Origin of the sequence: Helcococcus bovis, from assembly GCF_046035835.1 — a bacterium.
Lineage (GTDB): Bacteria > Bacillota > Clostridia > Tissierellales > Peptoniphilaceae > Helcococcus > Helcococcus bovis.
The window spans coordinates 66113-85704 of record NZ_JBFNGB010000002.1; the positions used below are offsets into that span (position 1 = coordinate 66113).

Consider the following 19592-nt stretch of genomic DNA (forward strand, 5'->3'; position numbering starts at 1 on the left):
TAGTTAAAAATAAAAATTTAATTAGCGAAGGAGTGTAGAATTTAATATAATTCTGATAAATTAAAATGATTAAACCGAAAAAATTAAAAAGAGGCGATAAAATTGCTATTGTAAGTCTATCATTAGGAATTTTAGGTGAGGATTTTACAAAGCATCAAAGAGATTTGGCTAAAAAAAGATTGGAAGAGCAATATGGTTTGGAAGTTGTTTATATGCCGAATTCTAAAAAGGGAATAAAATATTTGGATGAAAATCCACAAGCTAGGGCTGAAGACTTAAAGACTGCATTTAAGGATGACTCCATTAAAGCCATTATGACTGCTATAGGTGGACTTGACACATATAGGACATATGAGTTTTTATTAGAAGATGAAGAATTTATTAGATTAGTAAAGGAAAAACCCAAACTATTTACAGGTTTCTCCGATACGACTATGAATCATTTAATGTTTCAAAAATTAGGATTAAATACATTTTATGGGCCTGCATATTTAGTAGATATTGCAGAATTAGAAGATGATATTTTACCATATACAAGAAAATATTTTGATTTATATTTTGAAGAAAATGATGGGTTTGAAATTGAAATTGCTGATACATGGTATTTAGATAGAGATAGCTATGGTCCTGATCAATTAGGAGTTGAAAGACCAAGAAGACAGGAAACGCATGGTTTTGAGGTTTTAAATAATGGAAAAGGTAAGGTTACAGGAAAATTATATGGTGGCTGTTTAGACACAATTGGAGATGCTCTGTTAGACTTTATAGGAAGAGGAGTTTCACAAGTAGTTGAAAAATATGCAGTTTTACCTACGCTTGAAGAATGGAAAGAAAAAGTTCTGTTTATAGAAACAAGTGGTGAAAAAATGCACCCAGAAAAATTAGAAAACATTCTTAAAGAGTTTAAAAATAGGGGGATTTTAGAATCTGTTAAAGCTGTAATCGTTGGAAAACCTGTTGATGAAACATATTATGAAGAATATAAAGAAGTATATAATAGGGTGTTTTCAGATCTGAAAACTCCAATTTTATACAATGTAAACTTTGGACATTCATATCCAAGATGTATAATTCCTCTAGGATGTGAAGTAGAAGTAGACTTTGATAATAAAAAATTAGAAGTTGTTGAGTCAATTTTTGAAAAATAAAAGTTATAAATAAAAAAACGTGGGTATGTTTGTCGTAGATTAAAATGACAATTTTTTATACACATTATTAAGAGAATTTATTGTGAATTTTAATCAATAAATTCTTTTTTTATACGGAGCTAGTGGTATAGGATTTGTAAACTTTGGTATAGTAGATTATTTTGAAACACAAAAACCTATTAAAACATTTGGATTGGGAGCTAGAGGATTCAATCAATATGATGGAACGATAAAAGAAGCTGTTTTCGATTCTATTGAAACTTTAGGAGATGGATCAATAGGTATGCAATTTAGTAAACCTGTGGGAAATATAACTATTAAAAAAGATATTAAAACATATGGTTCAGCGGGACAAACTTTAGTTAAAGGAGTGATTATGAACTTTAAAGCTGATGGTATCAGCGTTTTATCTGGTGGAACAATAAAAAAACTTGTAGTAGAAGGCGATATGAAACATTTTGGGAAGATGTTGTAAATTGATCATATCAACGGTGGTAATGTAGATGAATTTATACTAAATGGAAAATTAAAAAACAATGGAAATTCAAAACAAGTATTGATAGAATCAGATGGGAAAACTGACAAATCTCATATTAAAGAATATATTTAAAAATTTTGGGTATAATAATCATATAACAAAGGAAAAGAGGTTTTTATGATTAAAATAGTATTTGAAAAAGAAAATAAAAGATCAGCCGCTTATGATGGAGATAAATTAGTAGGTGTTTGCACATATAATGAATTAAACGGAGAATGGATGGCAAACCACACAGGTGTAGAAAAAGAATATGGTGGACAAGGAATAGCTTCAAAATTAGTAGAATGCCTTGTTGAAAATGCAAGAAAAGAAAGAGCTAAGATACATCCAATTTGTTCTTTTGTTAAGAGAGAATTTGATAAAAATGAAGAATATAGAGATTTATTAGCATAAAAATATCCCTAGAATTTACTTAAGTTTTGAAAAACTTGATAAATCTAGGGATTATTTTTATATTTAAACATATATATAAATTGACATAAACATTAATATTGCCCCACCTAGCACAAATAAGTGCCATATTACATGAGAAAATATCATGTCTTTTTTATTATAAAAGTAAACACCAAAAGTATAAGTTAAGCCACCTAAGGCAAGTAAAAAAATTCCCATGATGTTTATAGATTTAATTAAATCATTTATCATTAGTACACTTATCCACCCCATTGCAATGTATAAAATTAGTCCAATCTTGCTCGATTTATCGAACATAGTAGATTTTATTGTTATGCCTATTAAAGCTATAGACCATATTATTGCAAAATATAATAAGCCATTTCTACTTAAACTTAACAATAGATAAGGTGTATATGTTCCTGCAATTAATAAAAATATTGAAGAATGATCAATTATTCTGAAAACTTTTTTTGCTTTTGTAAAACTTAAACTGTGGTATAAAGTAGATGCTAAAAACAGTAGAATTATTGATGATCCATATATACTATAGGCAATATATTGAGTCGAGGTATTTGCTTTTATTAAAAGTAGTAACAATCCTATTACACCTAAAAACACACCAATACCATGTGTTATTGCATTAAATATTTCAGTTAAAATATTTATTTTTTTATTATAATGATAAATTTTAATTTTGTATAACTCTGAGTTATTAGATACATCTGAATTTTTTATTTTATTAATAATATCTATATACTCTTCTTTTGTAAACTTGGTTTGTTCTTTTATTTGTTTTATTTTTTGTTTGTTTTTTTCTAAATTTTCTTTTGTTTTATTATATTTTTCTAAAAGTTCATCTTCACTATTTCTCATATTTGATTTATTTCACCTTTATTGGAGATAAAATTATCCTCTAATTTCTTTTAATTTTTTTTCAATTGTTTCTAAAATAAATTTTCTGTCTTTTGGATCTTCAATGCTTAATTCATCAATTGAAAATATAAGTGTTGGACTCTTATCATATTCATTAAACCATTTGTCATATCTGCTATGTAAAAGCTTAAAATATTCGACTTGTTTCTCTTCTTGTTCGTAATCTCTACCTCTTTTTTTTATATGTTGTATGTGCTTTTCAAATGATCCTCTTAAATAAATTAGAAGATCAGGAGATTTTTTAGGCATTCCGTCAATTTCTTCCATCATATTATTAAGTAATGAATTGTATATATTCATTTCGTCTTCTGTAATATTTCCTTGCTCAAAATTAATTTGAGTAAATAAGGAATCTTCATAAATTGATCTATCAAGTACATTATTCTTGTGTAATAATGCTTCTTTAATACTCTTAAATCTTGTATTTAAAAAATGAATTTGAAGAGCAAACCCCCATCTTTCCTTATCATCATAAAATTTTTCTAAAATCGGATTATCAGAAACACTTTCATAAAATGCATCACTACCAAAATGCTCAGAAATATATTTAGTATATGTTGTTTTTCCAGCTCCAATCATTCCAGCTAAAACTATCACGTATTTGTCTCCTCCCATAGTAACCTCTTTAATCTTTAATTAATGTTAAAATTATATATCTTATGTAAAATATTTTCAACTATAAGTGGATAATTAAAAATATGAAATACTATATGTTGTATCATTTAATTTTATTCAACACATAAACATATTTTATGATAAAATTAAAAATGATTAAAATTTAAGGAGTAAAGATGAATTGTTTAGTTGGACAATCTGGTGGACCTACAAGTGTAATTAATTCTTCACTTTCGGGAGTTATTCAGGCAGCATTTGATAATAATTTTAGAATATTTGGATGCAAAAATGGTATAGAAGGTTTATTAAATGATAATATAGTTGAATTTAATAAAGAAAAATTTGAAAATGTAAATGGAAAAGAAAGACTAAAAAAAAGACCTTCTTCAATATTGGGTTCATGTAGATTTAGACTTCCTGATGATATGGAAGATGAAATTTATGTTAAAATTTTTGATCAATTAAATAAACATGATATATCTATTTTTGTATATATTGGTGGTAATGATTCAATGGATACAGTTTTGAAATTGAACAAATATATGAAATATAAAGGAATAAATTGGGTTAATATCTGTGGATCACCAAAAACAATAGATAATGACTTAATGTTAATGGACCATTCACCAGGATTTGGATCAGCTGCAAAATTTATAGTGAATACAATAGTTGATATTAGAAAAGACGTAGATATTTACAAGAAAAAAACTGTTACAATAGTTGAAATAATGGGGAGAAATGCTGGTTGGTTAGCTGCGAGTTCTTTGTTAGCAAATCATAATAGACGTAGAAAAATTGTAAACTTGGTATATTTATCAGAAATGAAGATAAATAAAGAACAAATAATTGAAGATATCAAAAAAGCACATGAAAAAGAAGATAATTTAATTATAGTTATATCTGAAGGTTTTGTTGATGCAAAAAATAACTTTAAGAGAGAAATCGAACGTTCTTATGATGAAGGATTTAATCATCCGATAATTTCAGGAATGTCTAGAAGACTTTCAGAATATATTTATCAACAACTTGATATAAAAACAAAAGCTGTAGAGTTAAGCATTGTTCAAAGAGTAAACCATTTAATAAGTAAGACAGATTCAGAAGAAGCATTTAATTTAGGGTATAAGTCATTAGAAATCTCGAAAAACAATACAAATATGGTTCCGGTAATTATAAGAGAATTGTCTGAAGAATATAAACCTAGATATGAGTATATTGAATCAGGTATAATTGCAAATAAAGAAAAAATAGTTCCTGCTGAATGGTTTGAAACTCAAGAGAAACTTGAAAGAAAAATTATTGAATATGCTTTACCGTTGATAAAAGGTGAAGTGAGTCAAGATTATGAAGATGGTATTTTACAATATATATCACTGGGGGAGATAATTAATTGAAATAAAAAATATTATAATATAAAAATTAATTTATAGAAAATTTGTATAGTTGATATGAAAAAAATAAACATGTATTGTATACAAATATTTATAATGTGTTTTTAGCTTTAGACTATATAATGGTTAAAGTAATTAGTTTTGAAATAGTGAAGGAATATTATATGTTAAAATTTTTTGATTTTTGTTCAGGAATTGGTGGAGGAAGGATTGGATTAGAAAATAATGGATTAGAATGCGTTGGGCATTGTGAAATAGATGAAAAAACTGCCAATACTTATAATATTTTTTTTGGTGATGATAGAAATTATGGAGATTTAACTAAAATCGATATGGGTAGTTTGCCTGATTTTGAATTTATGATAGCAGGATTTCCTTGTCAAACATTTTCAATTGTCGGTAAAAGAGAAGGATTTAATGATGAGCGAGGACAAATTATATATTCTTTAATAGAAATTATGAAGCAAAAAAATGTTAAGTACTTCATTTTAGAAAATGTTAAAGGATTATTAAATCATGATAAAGGAAATACTTTTGATATTATAAAAAATAAGTTAAAAGCTCAAGGATATAATATTTACTACAATGTTTTAAATAGTCTTAAATTTCTCAAGAGTTCAATAGACCTTTATTAAAAAATGCACAACAAATAATTGGAGCAAATCAAGTTTGGGATAATGTTAATTATAAAGGTGAGGGGACTGTAGTTGCTGTAATCGATACGGGTATTGATTACAATCATAGTGCATTAAAACTTGATGAAAATGCTAAGAGTCAAGCAAGATTTAATAAATAAAATATAAATGATTTAATAAAATAAAAAAATTTAAAGGGGGAGTTTTTATTCTGAAAAAATTCCTTATGGATATAACTATTATGATAACAACAAAAATTTATTTGATTCCTATGGTGCAATGCACGGGATGCATGTGTCAGGGATAATAGGGGCAAATGATACTAAAAATAACAAATATGGGGTTGCTCCAAACGCTCAGATATTGTCATTGAAAGTTTTTTCGGATGACATTCAATATCCTACTACTTTTACAGACATTGGGTTAAAGACGATAGATGATGCGATAAAGTTAAAAGCTGACGTAATTAATATGAGTTTGGGGACTGCGGATTGTAAATCCAGCTGTTGATGAAAATTCATTTGCTTTAGCATCTATGGAAAATGACAAAAAATATGTTTATAAGATACAGTGGTTTGATTTGAATAATGGAAATGGAAGAAGTAGAAATTTAAGTAAAGAAGCAATAATCAACTTAGCTGTAGCTTCAAAAGATTATAAAACAAATATATCATCAGATATATTAGATTTAAAAAAAGGTAAAGATTACTAGATGTATAAATAACACAAAAACTATAGAAGATAATCATATATTTATAAAAGGGTTTGTAGATTATGTAAATTCTGATGATAGTGTAGAATTAGTTATCATTAGTAAACTTGACAATGATGGAAATGAAATTGGTAAACCTGTAATTATAACTAAGGAAAAATTAAAAAAAGATGATGCCTCTGCTCAAGAAGAACTGCTTAATAAAGAATTAAAAGAAATGAAATTTAATCAAAAAAAAAGCAACCAGATTTGATGAAATAACAGATGGCGACCATAAAGATGATCATGACCATGATCATGAACATTAAAAAGTAGAATAAGACAATTTCAAAAGTGAAAAATCAAAAGGAATTAAAAAAATAAAGAGCCGTTACTAAATAAAAAATTATTTAGTAACGGCTCTTTATTTTTAAATATTTCCATAATTGTTTTTTCGGGTATTTATAATATCTTTTACAAGCTTAAATAAAAATGCCCAACTTATTGGAATAATTATATAAATTAACATTGGATATTTTTCTACATAAGGGCTGTTCCATATTGCGTGAAGTAAAAATGGCAATATTATCCAAAAATATGATAGATATTCTTTTCTTTTTTCTTTATAAAAAATTAAATAACCTACACCTGTAGTTAAAAATGCATTAAATATCCAGTGACCGGCAAATGCTGAACTAAATCTTGAAAGTACTTCTGAAAAAATATTTTTACCCTCGATCATTGCTCCCAATATATATGTATAGTCTTCTGAAAATTGATAGCCTAATCCTACACCAATACCAACAAGTAAGATATTAAATATATCTTTTATGTTAAATATGTATATTATAATTAATGCTAATGTAAGCTTAAAACCTTCTTCTACAATTACCGGCACAATACTTGGCCCCCATGTATCCATAAACTGTTTATTTTTTATTATTCCTGAAAGTATATCATGAAATTTTATGTTTGCAATTCCGGACCAGTGAGAAATTACAAAAAGGCCAAAGAAAATACTTATTAGGAAATAACTAAATTTTAATTTATATTTTTTTGCAGCTATGTATGACATGATTGCCAGTGGTGATATGTAAATACCAAAACTTAAAATTGCTAGAAAAAAACTAGACAAATTAGTATTTGATTTTATAAGAGTATCAAATATTAAATATTCTTCTTTGATTCGAATAAAAGACAAAATACTTATAATTAACAATAAAATTTTTCTTATCATATATCCTCCAATATATTTATAATGATTATAAAATAAATATATTGAAAAAATATGTTTAAATTATGTTTGATATAGCGACTTTTCTATATTGCATGATTAGACTTTTTTATAGGATTTGGATTTTTAAAATCATGGGAGAGATTTGCTTGTTTTACTTCCCAATGAATTACAAATGTTAGCACAACTCTTAAAACTACAATTATACCTAATATAATTAATTCATTTAAATCTCTAACTATGACTGTTTTTATAATTTCTGAACCCAGCTTAAACTCAAGTCCGAGAGCTAAAGCGTCGCCTAAGATTATCTTGGTTTTATTTTCTCTTAAATCAAATTTGTGTTTTGCAAAATTATAAAGAGCAGCCAAACTTCCAAATGCGATTATGGCAATTCCGATAAGTTCTAAAGCTGTAATTATAATCGGAGCAACAGATGATAAAATATTATGTAGTATTTGTTCCATTTTTCCCCCTAATATATAATACACTAATTTTAACATATAACTTTATTGTTAAAAAGTTTTTCACTAAATATTTTTGTGCTATAATTTTTTCGTAAAATATATTAAGTTTTATAATTTAAAAATAATTTAAATGAGGATTGATTATGAGAATTAAAAATAAGTCTAAAGTATTATTAGTTCTTATGGCAGGGCTGATTACACCATTGAACCAAGGATTTGTAAATTTTAATAGGACTGTATATGCAGAAAGTTTGCAAAGAATTAGTAATCAGGAATCAACTGTAATAGAAGATAATGATAAAAATAAATTTATAGAAGACGTACAAAGTGAGATGAAATCTTCAAATTTTGAAAATATAAATGTTTATATATTGGGAAATGATTCTGTTATATATAAGGAAAATTTGCCTATGAATAAAATTTCCGATATTTTAGAAGATAAATATAAATTTGTTAAACTAAATGGAAAGCAATTCACGGCATGGCTTTGTTTATAATGAAAAAAGAAGATAGGCTTGTAAAAAATATAGATGAATATAATAAAATAATGGATTAAAGATTAAAAAATATATCAAAATTTAAAAATATAGTTATACATACAACCTTTCCTATTAAAGATAAAGATTTTATAGAAATTAGATTAAATGCAGTTGGTCTTTCTATGGGAAGGGGTATAAAACACATTGGAATAAATAATGTTAATATATATACCAGAAATTTAAATATAGATAACAGGTTTGCATTTAATATAAGTGCAAATAATAAAGAGCAGTATAATAAGTACATTAATTTGAACTTAGATAGAATAAAGCAAAATGATGAAGCTATAAAGAAGATAATTCATGAAGCGGGTTCCAATGAGGAAGGTATAGATGATAGAGAAAAAATAATAAGATTTATACTTCAAGTAGGGAAAAATACTGTTTATGACAGACAAGCATATTATAATGATGATAGATTGTTGTATTATTTGGCATCTGATATTTTTTCTGTTACAGAAAGACATAAGGCGATGTGTTTAGGATTCTCTACTTTTGCAGCAAGAGGATTAAATTTAATGGGCATACCTGCTTATGTTATAGAAGGGAGAAATGTTAATGGAGAAATTCATGCTACTACAAGAGTCTTTTATAATAAAAAATGGCATGTTCTTGATCTAACGGCTTCATCAAGGAAATAAAGAAAATATAGAAAAGGGTAATTTGAATAAAGATTTTAAATCTGAAAATAATTTGTCTTTTGAGGATAAATCATTAAAAAATAAGTGGATTTATAAAAATGGAGACTACTATTATATAGATAATTACGGCAAAAAGTTAAAAAATAAATGGCAAGGAAATTATTATTTGAAAAATAATGGAAAAATGGCAAAATCTGAATGGATTGGAAAATATCATGTAGATAATTTTGGAAAGTGGGATAAAACAAAGTAATTTAAATTTTGATTATCCATTTAAGCAATATTTGATTTATTGTATAGATGGATAATTTTTATTTTAAAATTCATAATTATATTTATGTAAGAAGTAAAATGCATTTTTGGAATTTACTATATACAGCCGTTAAATGAATGTAGATGTATGTGGGATTATACATTGAAAACTCTAATAATTAATATAGTTGTAAATCATTTTTTTTGATAATAGAATTGTAGAAGTAGAAAAAAATAAATAATTACTAGTGTATTTACTTTGAATTTTAATTAATAAATTTGTTATAAAAATATTTTAATTGTAATAAATGTTTTTTTATAGTAACATATATATGTAGGAGTTTACTCCTACTAAAAATAAATTGATGAAAGGGGACAATTTATGGAAAATTTAATAGGAAAAAAATTAGAAGAATTTGAAGTTCCAGCATATGCGAACGAAGATTTTACTACAGTTACAGATAAAGATTTAGAAGGTAAATGGTCAATTTTATTCTTCTACCCAGGAGACTTTACATTTGTATGTCCAACAGAATTACAAGATTTACAAAATCACTATGAAAAATTAAAATCATTAGGAGCTGAAGTATATAGTGTTTCAACAGATAGTGAATTTGTTCATAAAGCATGGAAAGATGAATCAGTAGCAGTTAAAGGTGTACAATATCCGATGTTATCAGATAGAGCATTTGTTTTATCTAGAATGTTAGGAGTATTAAAAGAAAAAGACGGACAATCATTAAGAGGATCATTTGTAATTAATCCAGAAAATGAAATTGTTGCTTATGAAATTCATTCAGATGGTATCGGTAGAGATGCAAGTGAATTAGTAAGAAAAGTTGAAGCTGCTCAATTTGTTGCAACATATGGAGATAAAGTATGTCCAGCAGCATGGCATCCAGGAGATGATACATTAACACCTGGAAAAGATTTAGTAGGTAAAATCTAATAAATAAAATTTAAGAAGCTTGTTGTAAAATGATATGAATGTTATTTTACAGCGGCTTTTTTTTTGACATCATTTTTAATTTTCATCAAGAAAACGTCAATATTCAGAATAGGTTTTCATATATTTTTGTGGTAATATAAAAATGAAAGTTTATGTTTTGATATTTTAAATAAAATACATAATCTATACTAATCGGAGGGATTATGCAAAATAAAAAATACTTAAATATTAATAAAGATTGGAAATTTAAGGAAAGTGATACATTAGAAATCGAAGATTTAACCGAAAAAGTAATTTCTGAATTTGATAATATTAATTTACCACATGATTGGAGTATATATAAAGACTTTAATCAAAAGTCATTATCGAGAAATGAAGGTGGTCTGCTTGATGGTGGAACTTCATGGTATGTAAGAAAAATTAATGTATATGAGTCATTTGCAAATAAAAATATTTTTATAAAATTTGGTGGAGTTTACATGGATTCTTACATCTATGTGAATGGTGCTTTAGTTGGAAATTACCCATTTGGATATAATACATTTACATACGACTTAACAGATTATTTGTACTATGGAGAAAATACTATTGCTGTTAAAGTTACAAATATGCAACCGTCATCTAGATGGTATTCAGGATCAGGAATTTACAGAAATGTAGACCTGATTTTAAGAGAAAAAATATATATAAAAAATAATGGAATTGTAATAACTACATCAAATTTAGAATCTAATATTGAAAATGCAGAAACAAATATTGAACTAAAATTGTTCAATTCATCGAATTACATGGAAAATATAAAAGTGAAATTTGAATTATTTGATGCTGATGGACGAATTGTTAAAAAGTCAGAAGTTTTTGAGAAAATTAAAAAAAAGTCAGAATTAAATATTAATGAAACTATATTTGTTGAAAATCCTAAATTATGGGATATTGAAAATCCAAATTTATATTACTTGAAAACAAGCATTTATATAGACGAAAAATTAATGGATGAAGAATTTACAAGATTTGGATATAGATATTTTTCATGGACTAGAGAAGATGGTTTTTCATTGAATGGGAAATATTTGAAATTACATGGAGTTTGTTTGCATCATGACAATGGAGCGCTAGGGGCTGAATTGTACGAACAAGCAGATAGAAGAAAATTGCAAATCATGAAAGATATGGGTGTTAATGCCATTCGTACTTCCCACAATCCACAATCCGAAGAATTTATCAAATTATGTGATGAAATGGGATTTTTAGTTCAAGAAGAATCATTTGATACATGGTTTGGAAATAGAAAGAAAGAATACGACTATAATAGATTTTTCAACAAATTGGCAACTCATCCAGATTCACATAATGGTGAAATTTGGGCAGAATTTGATATTAAGAATATGGTTAGAAGAGATATTAATTCTCCATCAATTGTTATGTGGTCTATAGGCAATGAGATATTTGAAACTGAACAACCTTATGGTGTTGACCAAGCTAGAAATTTAATTAAATGGATTAAGGAAATTGATGAAACAAGATATGTGACAATTGGTGAAAATTCACTAAATTGGAATAGAAATGAAGATGCACATCACGTTAAAATTGCAGGAATGCTTGATACTGTAGGATTAAACTATAATGAAGATGGTTCAGATGAATTGTTTGAAAGATATCCAGATTGGATTTTATATGGAGCAGAGACATCATCAGCAGTAAAGAGTAGAGGTGTTTACTATGATCCACAAACCAGAGATGCAATTGCAACAGGAAATGCAAATAAACCTGATAGAATGTACCAAATGTCAGACTATGGAAATGACAGAGTAGGTTGGGGGAGAACTGCGATAGATTCATGGATTCATGATAGAGATAGAAAATATTATGCGGGACAATTTATATGGACGGGATTTGATTATATAGGAGAGCCAACACCATGGCATAATGAAGAAGATTTGGGGGCACCGGTAAAATCATCATTTTTCGGGATTGTTGATACGGCAGGATTGCCAAAGATGGACTATTATTTTTATCAATCTCAATGGTTTAGTAAGAATGAGAAAAAAATAGTGAAAATTTTACCTCATTGGAATTTTGAAGATAGAAAATTATTAAAACAATTTGGAACTGATTTAAAAAGAGACGATAATATAATTCCTGTTAGAGTTTATTCAAATATTGAAAAAATAGAACTTTTCCTAAATGGAAAATCATTAGGCGAAAAAGAATTCAATAAAAAAACTACAGATTATGGATTTGAATATCTAGAAGGAGAAACAAAAAGAGATTTATATTTACAATGGTTTGTTCCATTTGAAAAAGGGAAATTAGAAGCAATTGCAAAAGATGAATTTGGAAACGAAATTGCAAGAGATGAAGTGGTGACATCTGAAAATCCTAAAAAAGTAAAATTATTAATTGATGAAAATTCTCAAGAAGGTGATTTGGTATATGTAAGATTTGATATTGTTGACAAAAATGACAATGTTGTACCATATGCAAATAATTTAGTTGAATTTGAAGTTACAAAAAATGCACAAATATTAGGTGTTGACAATGGTGATGCATCATCTCAAGAAAGATATAAAGTGCAAAAAGACGGTAGATGGATTAGAAAAGCATTTAGTGGATCTGGAATGATAATAGTTCAAATTAAATCAGATGATATAGTCGTTTTGAAGGCTGAATCTGATAAACTTGAAAGTTCAGAAATAGAATTATCATTAAAACCTAAAAAAGCAACATTCATCGAAAATGAAATTTTACAATTGGGTAAAGAAATTTCAAATATTGCTGATGGTGAGATTTTAGAAACTAAGGATATTGCTGTATCTATTCAAAAAGATCAAAAATTGCGATTACCAGAAAAAGTTAGAGTAATATTAGAAAATAAATTCAATTCTTATGAAAATGTAAATTGGAACTTGGAAGAGTTAACCAATATTAAAAAATTAGGAAGATATCAAGTTCATGGAAAGACTGAAAGTGGAAAAAATGTCATTGCAAATATTAATGTAAATGATTTTGTTTCAGTTGAAAACTTTAGCTTTGCATTTAGAAAAGGTACAAAGAGACCACAATTACCTAAATTTGCAACAGTTTATAATACTTCTGGGGATATGAGAAAAATACAAGTTGTAAAATGGATTGATGAAAATACTAAAGAAGAAATTGACTTCAATAATTTAAAAAATACAGATAATTTAGTATTACATGGAATTTTAGAAAACTCAGATTTCATTTCAACACTAAATATTAGATTTGTTGATAACAATGATGCTAGCGTAATTTCAAGCTATAACTATGCTAGAGCATGGAATGGGTCAGAAATTCCAGCAGGAATAGCATCATTTACATCAGATTTAGAATATACATTATCAACAACTAAGGCGTTGAATAACGAAGTAGTTTCATATGATGACACATATATTGATAGATGGACAAATATTTCTAAAGAAAAGAGAAGTGAAGATTGGGCAGGAATATTATTTGGTCTTGCTGGAGAATTTGAACAACATCAAATTAATAAAGTGGAAGTGTTTTTCTTTGAAGATAAAGAAGTTTCAGTTCCAAAAGAATATAAATTAGAATATTATGTTACTGAAAAAATTTCATTCCCTAAAGATTATCAAAATATTGAAACTTTAGAGCATGAGTTAGCAGATGATAATAATTGGAAGGAAATTCCAAATTATACTGAAACTATTGGAGAAAGAGAAAAATTTAAGATTTTTGAATTTGAAGATGTGCTTACACATGCTATAAGAGTAAGAATGATTGCACAAGATGATAAAGCGATAGGTATTACTGAAATTAAGGCATATGGTAAAGAAGTAAAAGAATTATCCGATTATGAATTAAATATTTCAGTTGATGGAAAAGCCTTAGAATTTGAAAAAGATAAAATAATCTATGAAATTCCTAAAGATGCTAAAGATGTAATTGTAGTAGCTACAAATAACGCGTCAGTAACTAAAATACCTGGAATTACAGAAAATGAAGATATAACATATATCGTTAAATCGGAAAATAAATTAATGGAAAACAAATATATTTTAAGGAGAAAAAATGACTAAATACGAAATATATCCTATTCCTCAAAAAACAGAATATTTTGAAGGGCAACTTAGTTTGAATGCTGAATTTAATTTAATATTAAACGAAAAAGTTGATGAAGTTAATAAAAATAAAATTGAAAAACTTTTAGCTTCAAAGAAAATAAAATTATCTGATAATGCAAACAAATTAATAATATTAGAATTTTCAGATAATTTAATAAATCATGATGAATACGGATTGGAAATTTCTACAAATGAAATTAAAATTATCGCTAAAGATAATGATGCTTTATTCTATGGAATACAAACATTAGAAGCTATATTTACACAAGTTAAATATGAAATAAATAAATTAAAGATTTCAGATTATGCTTCAATTAAATATAGAGGAATAATTGAAGGATTTTACGGCATTCCATGGTCGTGGGAAAATAAAAAAGAATTAATAAAATTCGGTTCAAAATTTAAGAATAATTTATTCATTTTTGCTCCAAAAGACGATCCATATCACAGAGAAAAATGGTATGAATTATATCCAGAAAAAGAATTGAATTTATTAGGCGAAATGGCAAAATTAGGAAATGAATATAAAAATAGATTTGTTTATACAATTTCTCCATTTAAGAAAGAATCAAATCCAATTAGTGAAGAAAATTTTGAAGAATCCGTAAGTATTCTTATTGAAAAATTTGAACAATTATATTCAGTAGGAGTAAAACAATTTGGAGTATTAGGGGATGATGTTGGAAAACTTCCTAATTCAGTTGTTGTAGATGTTATGAATAGATTATCAGCATGGTCAAAAGAAAAGGGAGACGTAAAAGATTTCTTGTATTGTCCAGCTTCATATGTATTGACATGGGCTTGGGATGCTGAAGAATTAAATGCATATACAGAAGGATTTCCTGAAGATATTCACATTTTCTTTACAGGAAAGGAAACATGTTCACCAGTAAATAAAGCTGATGTTGATGAATTGAAAACAAAAGAAATTGACGAAGCTCATGGTGGTACAGGAAAAGAAAGAAGAAATCCATTTTTCTGGTTAAATTGGCCAGTAAATGATATTGATATAAATTATAGAAAATTATACATGGGTAAGGGTGAATTGCTTTACAAAGATGTTGATAACATTGTTGGGGTTGTAACAAATCCTATGCAAGAAGCAAATGCATCAAAAATAGCCATTTTTGCTGTTTCGGATTATTCATGGAATATTAAAGATTTTGATTGTGAAAAATCTTGGAGCGATTCATTCAAATATATAGATAAATTTGCTGCTGAAGAATTAAAGACTATTGCAGCTCATATGACAAATCAAAATGAAAAAGGAATACAAGAATTAGAAGAATCAGAAGACTTTAAGGAATTACAAATTGCATTTAACAAAGCCATGGATAATGCATTAGTTTCAGAAGTTAAAGATGTTTTAGGTGAAATCAAACCTAAATTTGAATTATTAGTTAAAACAGTAGATAGATATTTTGCTAAATCACAAGAAGAAAAATTAGTTGAAGAAGTAAAACCATATTTTGAAGCGTTTAGAGAATTATTATTGTCGGGAATTTACTACATCGATTCATTCGGCGCGTTAGAAGAAGGGCAAAAAGAAATTGGATTAAAATTGTATGATAAGGCACGATATTATAATGAAAAATATGCATATCATCCAATTGATGCTGATCCTAAATCAAATAGATTTATGAAGAAATCGGAAACATCAAGACTTAGAATTAATCCAATTATTACAAGATTAAAAGAATATTTAGATAAGATTTTTGGAAAGAGAAGCAATCTTTCACTTCCAGAAAAAATATTTTACAGAGATTTAGATGGCTCAAAATCATATAGAATACCGGCTTTATTAGAAACTAAAGAAGGTACATTACTTGCATTTTCAGATAAGAGAAATGAACACCAATATGATTGGGGAAATATAGACCTTGTGGTAAGAAGAAAAGAAAAGGGACAAAAAGTATTTTCAAAAAATTTAGTTATTATAGATCCTGTAGATCAGGCTGGTGGAGAAATGCCACCATATGTAACATGGCCTGTAGATTTGGATATAGGGGATAAATCTGCATTTACAATTGATCCGGTTGTATTGCAGTCAAATTCCGGTAAAATATTTGCATTTGTAACTGCATTTCCACAATCAAAAGGATTTTTCTCAATTAGAGAATCCGGAAACGGTTATGTTGAAGTTGAAGGTAATAAATATTTAGAATTATTTGATAAAGAAGAAAATAGATATTATGTTAAAGATTCTAAAGTTTATACTTTATCAGGTGAATTGACAGAATTTACAGTTAAAAAAGATGAAATTCAGCCATTTCACGAAACAGGAGATTTATATAAAGGTAGTCAAAAAGTTGGAAACATATTCTTAATGAATAGTGAATTATTTGTACAACAAACATCACATATATTGATGACTTATTCAGAAGATGACGGTAAGACATGGTCATGTCCTGTTGACTTAAATCCACAAGTTAAAGAATCATGGATGAAATTTATGGGGGTGGCACCCGGAAGAGGAATAACATTAAAATCTGGTAGGATTATATTTCCTGCATATTTCACAAATGAGTATACAAGACAAAATACGTGTTTAGTTTATTCTGATGATGACGGTAAAACATGGCATAGAAGTCAATCAGTTAATGAAAATAGAAAAATTAAAGATGAAATATTAAATGATAAAGAAGAATATAATTATTTTTATCAAACCAGCGAATCACAACTTGTACAGTTAGATAATGGAGATATCAAAGTATTTGTTAGAAATCAATTCCATGGAAAACCTGTACACATTCAAGTTGCAACAAGCAAGGATAATGGTGAAACATTTGAATCCGAATTACTAGATGTCAACTTTCAATCACAAGCAAATTGCCAATTATCAGTGCTTCATACACATCATGAAGATAAAGAATATGTATTGATTTCATCACCATCATCAGCACATTCAAACGAAAGATTTGATGGAAGAATTTATATTGGAGAAGTTTATGAAAATGGAAAAATTAACTTTGTAAACTCAAAATATATCTCATTTGGAATGTTCTGGTATTCATCATTAGAAAAACATGGCGACAAATTTGCCATTATGTATGAAGGTGGAGATAGCTTGATGCATAATGATATGGATATGATGTATAGAGAATTTAACTGGGATTATTTATTTGAAAAAGAAGATACATTGAGATATGAAATTTACCCAGTTCCAAAACATTTAGAATATAGATACAGATCAACATATTTGAATAAGAAATTTGAATTTAATTTTGGAGAAGGTATTTCAGAATATAACAAAACTAAATTACAAGAAATTATTGATGAATTTAATTTTGAAGTAACAGAAGAATCTTCAATAAAAGTAAATCTAAAATTAGATGAAAGTTTAGAAGAATTTGATCAATACACAATTAAAATTGAAGAAAATTTAATTAATATTTCTGCTCAAAGTAATGACGCATTGTATTATTCATACATGACACTATTACAAATTTTTGAACAAAATCGTAAATTTGTTAGAAATCTATTTATAAATGATTATGCAACACAAAAAATTAGAGGAACAATTGAAGGTTACTACGGAATACCATATTCAACAGAAGTTCGTAAAGATGTAATGGAATTTTCATCAAAATTAAAGGCTAATGTGTTTATATATGCACCAAAAGATGATCCATATCATAGAGAAAAATGGTTTGAACCATATCCTGAAAAAGAATTAGAAGATTTTAAAATGTTGGGTGAATTGGGAGATAAGATAAAGACCAGATTTGTATGGACAATTTCACCATTCAAGAAAGAATGTAATCCAATTAACGAAGAATCATTTGAAGAAAATATTAAATTATTACTTGCAAAATTAGATCAAGTATATGAAATCGGTCTAAGACAATTTGGAGTTTTAGGAGATGACGTAGGTGCATTGCCTAAAGAGGTAGTTGTTAAAGTGATGAATAAAGTAAGCGAATGGGCTAAGACAAAAGAAGATAAAATTTATGATTTTGTATTCGTTCCAGAAGGATATGTATTGGCTGATTGGGGATTCAGACCTGATGAATTAGATTTGTATTCAAGTGAGTTTCCAGCTGATGTTCAAATAATGTTTACAGGAGATAATACTTGTGCGCCAATCACACAAAGTACAGTAACTGACTTTAAAAATAGAGAAGCTAAACTTGGAGAAAGAAGAGATCCACTATTTTGGTTAAACTGGCCTGTAAATGACATTGATAGAACAGCTTTCAGAAGATTATTCATGGGTAAAGGTGAAATGCTAGAACCAGGAGTAAAAGGATTAGTCGGATCACTTACAAATCCTTTAGAAGAAGGATATGCATCACTTGTTGCAGTATTTGCTATATCTGACTATGCATGGAATACAGAAGACTTTTACGATCAAAAATCATGGGAAGCATCATTTAGATATATTGACAATGAAGTATCCGATGAGTTATATGAAATTTGTAAACACATGTCAAATACAGATGCTTCAGGCACAAATGCTGATAATGGTGGAATACCAGGATTGGAAGAATCAGAAGAACTAAAAATTTTCATTGAAAAATTTGAAGAAACATTCAAGTCTGAAAATATTTTTGAATATAGATATAATTTATATAAATTAAAGAGTGAGTATCAAAAAATTTATGATTCAATTCAAAAATATTACAAAAATTTCTCAAATAGAAAATTAGCAGAACAAATTAAGCCTTATGTATTGAATTTAAGGGAAAAATCATTAGCTGCTGTACATTTAATTTCAGCTTTGGAATATTTAAAGTTCAATGAAAATAAAAAATCTAAAGAAGAATTTGAAATTGGTAATAAATTGTTAAAATATAGCGAATTATATGAGGTTTTTACAAAAACATCAGAATTTCCTGCTAAAAATTTAAAGGCAGTATCAGGAACCTACAGAATAGATAAAAACATTGCTGTAATTGTTGAATTTTTGACAAAAACTATTAAATAGCTAAATTCTAAAGATGAAATTATTTTCAAAAAATAATTTCATCTTTACAAATTTATGAATATGTCTTCAAAAATTTGCTATCGTTGTCAAATTTCATATTTTGTAATAAAATATATATGAAAGTGAAAAATTT

17 protein-coding genes are annotated in these 19592 nt (G+C 27.1%); 13 read left to right on the forward strand and 4 right to left on the reverse strand.

All coding sequences use genetic code 11. The annotated features are described in order from the left end of the window. The first annotated feature begins 65 nt into the window (after positions 1 to 65). The 3 genes from ABGF48_RS01070 to ABGF48_RS01080 all read left to right on the forward strand — a co-directional run bounded on the left by ABGF48_RS01070 (position 66) and on the right by ABGF48_RS01080 (position 2079). Entirely contained in the window at positions 66 to 1148 is a 1083-nt protein-coding gene (locus tag ABGF48_RS01070) for a S66 family peptidase (RefSeq protein WP_408104515.1), read from the forward strand. Between the two features lie 193 nt (positions 1149 to 1341). After that, the gene (locus ABGF48_RS01075) at positions 1342 to 1623 is read left to right on the forward strand and encodes a hypothetical protein (protein WP_408104516.1); all 282 of its coding nucleotides are present in this window, start codon (positions 1342 to 1344) and stop codon (positions 1621 to 1623) included. Between the two features lie 180 nt (positions 1624 to 1803). Then, a complete protein-coding gene (locus ABGF48_RS01080) occupies positions 1804 to 2079 on the forward strand; it encodes a GNAT family N-acetyltransferase (RefSeq protein WP_408104517.1) in 276 nt (91 codons plus the stop codon). Positions 2080 to 2142: 63 nt separating this feature from the next. On the opposite strand, the gene trhA is transcribed toward ABGF48_RS01080, so the two are convergent. Both trhA and ABGF48_RS01090 read right to left on the reverse strand, forming a co-directional pair. After that, positions 2143 to 2955, reverse strand: coding sequence for a PAQR family membrane homeostasis protein TrhA (trhA, locus tag ABGF48_RS01085; protein ID WP_408104518.1), 813 nt, complete (start codon positions 2953 to 2955; stop codon positions 2143 to 2145). Between the two features lie 33 nt (positions 2956 to 2988). Then, a complete protein-coding gene (locus ABGF48_RS01090) occupies positions 2989 to 3630 on the reverse strand; it encodes a deoxynucleoside kinase (protein WP_408104519.1) in 642 nt (213 codons plus the stop codon). A gap of 176 nt (positions 3631 to 3806) precedes the next feature. On the opposite strand from ABGF48_RS01090, the gene ABGF48_RS01095 reads away from it, so the two are divergent. From ABGF48_RS01095 to ABGF48_RS01110, 4 genes are all read left to right on the forward strand, one after another. Further along, positions 3807 to 5024, forward strand: coding sequence for a diphosphate--fructose-6-phosphate 1-phosphotransferase (locus tag ABGF48_RS01095; RefSeq protein WP_408104520.1), 1218 nt, complete (start codon positions 3807 to 3809; stop codon positions 5022 to 5024). Positions 5025 to 5185: 161 nt separating this feature from the next. Continuing rightward, positions 5186 to 5656, forward strand: a complete 471-nt coding sequence (gene dcm, locus ABGF48_RS01100) for a DNA (cytosine-5-)-methyltransferase (RefSeq protein ID WP_408104521.1) — start codon at positions 5186 to 5188, stop codon at positions 5654 to 5656. Positions 5657 to 5875: 219 nt separating this feature from the next. Continuing rightward, positions 5876 to 6166, forward strand: a complete 291-nt coding sequence (locus ABGF48_RS01105) for a S8 family serine peptidase (protein ID WP_408104561.1) — start codon at positions 5876 to 5878, stop codon at positions 6164 to 6166. A 25-nt stretch (positions 6167 to 6191) separates the two neighbouring features. Next, complete coding sequence (locus ABGF48_RS01110; protein WP_408104522.1) at positions 6192 to 6368, forward strand: hypothetical protein; 177 nt, start codon at positions 6192 to 6194, stop codon at positions 6366 to 6368. A gap of 409 nt (positions 6369 to 6777) precedes the next feature. Here ABGF48_RS01110 and ABGF48_RS01115 read toward each other — a convergent pair whose 3' ends face one another. Together ABGF48_RS01115 and ABGF48_RS01120 are read right to left on the reverse strand one after the other, a co-directional pair. Beyond that, positions 6778 to 7584, reverse strand: a complete 807-nt coding sequence (locus ABGF48_RS01115) for a PrsW family glutamic-type intramembrane protease (RefSeq protein ID WP_408104523.1) — start codon at positions 7582 to 7584, stop codon at positions 6778 to 6780. A gap of 83 nt (positions 7585 to 7667) precedes the next feature. Further along, positions 7668 to 8048 carry a DUF1622 domain-containing protein gene (locus ABGF48_RS01120; protein WP_408104524.1) on the reverse strand — a complete coding sequence of 127 codons (381 nt, stop codon included), beginning with the start codon at positions 8046 to 8048 and terminating at the stop codon, positions 7668 to 7670. A gap of 143 nt (positions 8049 to 8191) precedes the next feature. On the opposite strand from ABGF48_RS01120, the gene ABGF48_RS01125 reads away from it, so the two are divergent. From ABGF48_RS01125 to ABGF48_RS01150, 6 genes are all read left to right on the forward strand, one after another. Then, positions 8192 to 8545: a hypothetical protein gene (locus tag ABGF48_RS01125; protein WP_408104525.1), complete on the forward strand. Its 354-nt coding sequence runs from the start codon at positions 8192 to 8194 to the stop codon at positions 8543 to 8545. 164 nt (positions 8546 to 8709) lie between these two features. Continuing rightward, complete coding sequence (locus ABGF48_RS01130) at positions 8710 to 9228, forward strand: transglutaminase domain-containing protein (RefSeq protein WP_408104526.1); 519 nt, start codon at positions 8710 to 8712, stop codon at positions 9226 to 9228. A gap of 22 nt (positions 9229 to 9250) precedes the next feature. Next, positions 9251 to 9481 (forward strand): hypothetical protein, encoded by a 231-nt coding sequence (locus tag ABGF48_RS01135; RefSeq protein WP_408104527.1) that lies wholly within the window; start codon positions 9251 to 9253, stop codon positions 9479 to 9481. Between the two features lie 381 nt (positions 9482 to 9862). Then, positions 9863 to 10429, forward strand: coding sequence for a redoxin domain-containing protein (locus ABGF48_RS01140; protein ID WP_408104528.1), 567 nt, complete (start codon positions 9863 to 9865; stop codon positions 10427 to 10429). Between the two features lie 203 nt (positions 10430 to 10632). After that, entirely contained in the window at positions 10633 to 14487 is a 3855-nt protein-coding gene (locus ABGF48_RS01145; RefSeq protein WP_408104529.1) for a glycoside hydrolase family 2 TIM barrel-domain containing protein, read from the forward strand. Further along, positions 14480 to 19459, forward strand: coding sequence for a beta-N-acetylglucosaminidase domain-containing protein (locus tag ABGF48_RS01150; RefSeq protein WP_408104530.1), 4980 nt, complete (start codon positions 14480 to 14482; stop codon positions 19457 to 19459). The genes ABGF48_RS01145 and ABGF48_RS01150 overlap by 8 nt, the downstream gene beginning before the upstream one ends. Positions 19460 to 19592 lie beyond the last annotated feature (133 nt).

Bases quoted from the DNA above. Each gene is read 5' to 3' on its own strand.
- ABGF48_RS01095 (WP_408104520.1), top strand. From the start codon at position 3,807: ATGAATTGTTTAGTTGGACAATCTGGTGGACCTACAAGTGTAATTAAT.
- ABGF48_RS01070 (WP_408104515.1), top strand. From the start codon at position 66: ATGATTAAACCGAAAAAATTAAAAAGAGGCGATAAAATTGCTATTGTA.
- ABGF48_RS01130 (WP_408104526.1), top strand. From the start codon at position 8,710: ATGGGAAGGGGTATAAAACACATTGGAATAAATAATGTTAATATATAT.
- ABGF48_RS01125 (WP_408104525.1), top strand. From the start codon at position 8,192: ATGAGAATTAAAAATAAGTCTAAAGTATTATTAGTTCTTATGGCAGGG.
- ABGF48_RS01090 (WP_408104519.1), bottom strand. From the start codon at position 3,630: ATGGGAGGAGACAAATACGTGATAGTTTTAGCTGGAATGATTGGAGCT.
- ABGF48_RS01120 (WP_408104524.1), bottom strand. From the start codon at position 8,048: ATGGAACAAATACTACATAATATTTTATCATCTGTTGCTCCGATTATA.
- ABGF48_RS01080 (WP_408104517.1), top strand. From the start codon at position 1,804: ATGATTAAAATAGTATTTGAAAAAGAAAATAAAAGATCAGCCGCTTAT.
- dcm (WP_408104521.1), top strand. From the start codon at position 5,186: ATGTTAAAATTTTTTGATTTTTGTTCAGGAATTGGTGGAGGAAGGATT.
- ABGF48_RS01115 (WP_408104523.1), bottom strand. From the start codon at position 7,584: ATGATAAGAAAAATTTTATTGTTAATTATAAGTATTTTGTCTTTTATT.
- ABGF48_RS01150 (WP_408104530.1), top strand. From the start codon at position 14,480: ATGACTAAATACGAAATATATCCTATTCCTCAAAAAACAGAATATTTT.
- ABGF48_RS01145 (WP_408104529.1), top strand. From the start codon at position 10,633: ATGCAAAATAAAAAATACTTAAATATTAATAAAGATTGGAAATTTAAG.
- trhA (WP_408104518.1), bottom strand. From the start codon at position 2,955: ATGAGAAATAGTGAAGATGAACTTTTAGAAAAATATAATAAAACAAAA.
- ABGF48_RS01140 (WP_408104528.1), top strand. From the start codon at position 9,863: ATGGAAAATTTAATAGGAAAAAAATTAGAAGAATTTGAAGTTCCAGCA.
- ABGF48_RS01110 (WP_408104522.1), top strand. From the start codon at position 6,192: ATGGAAAATGACAAAAAATATGTTTATAAGATACAGTGGTTTGATTTG.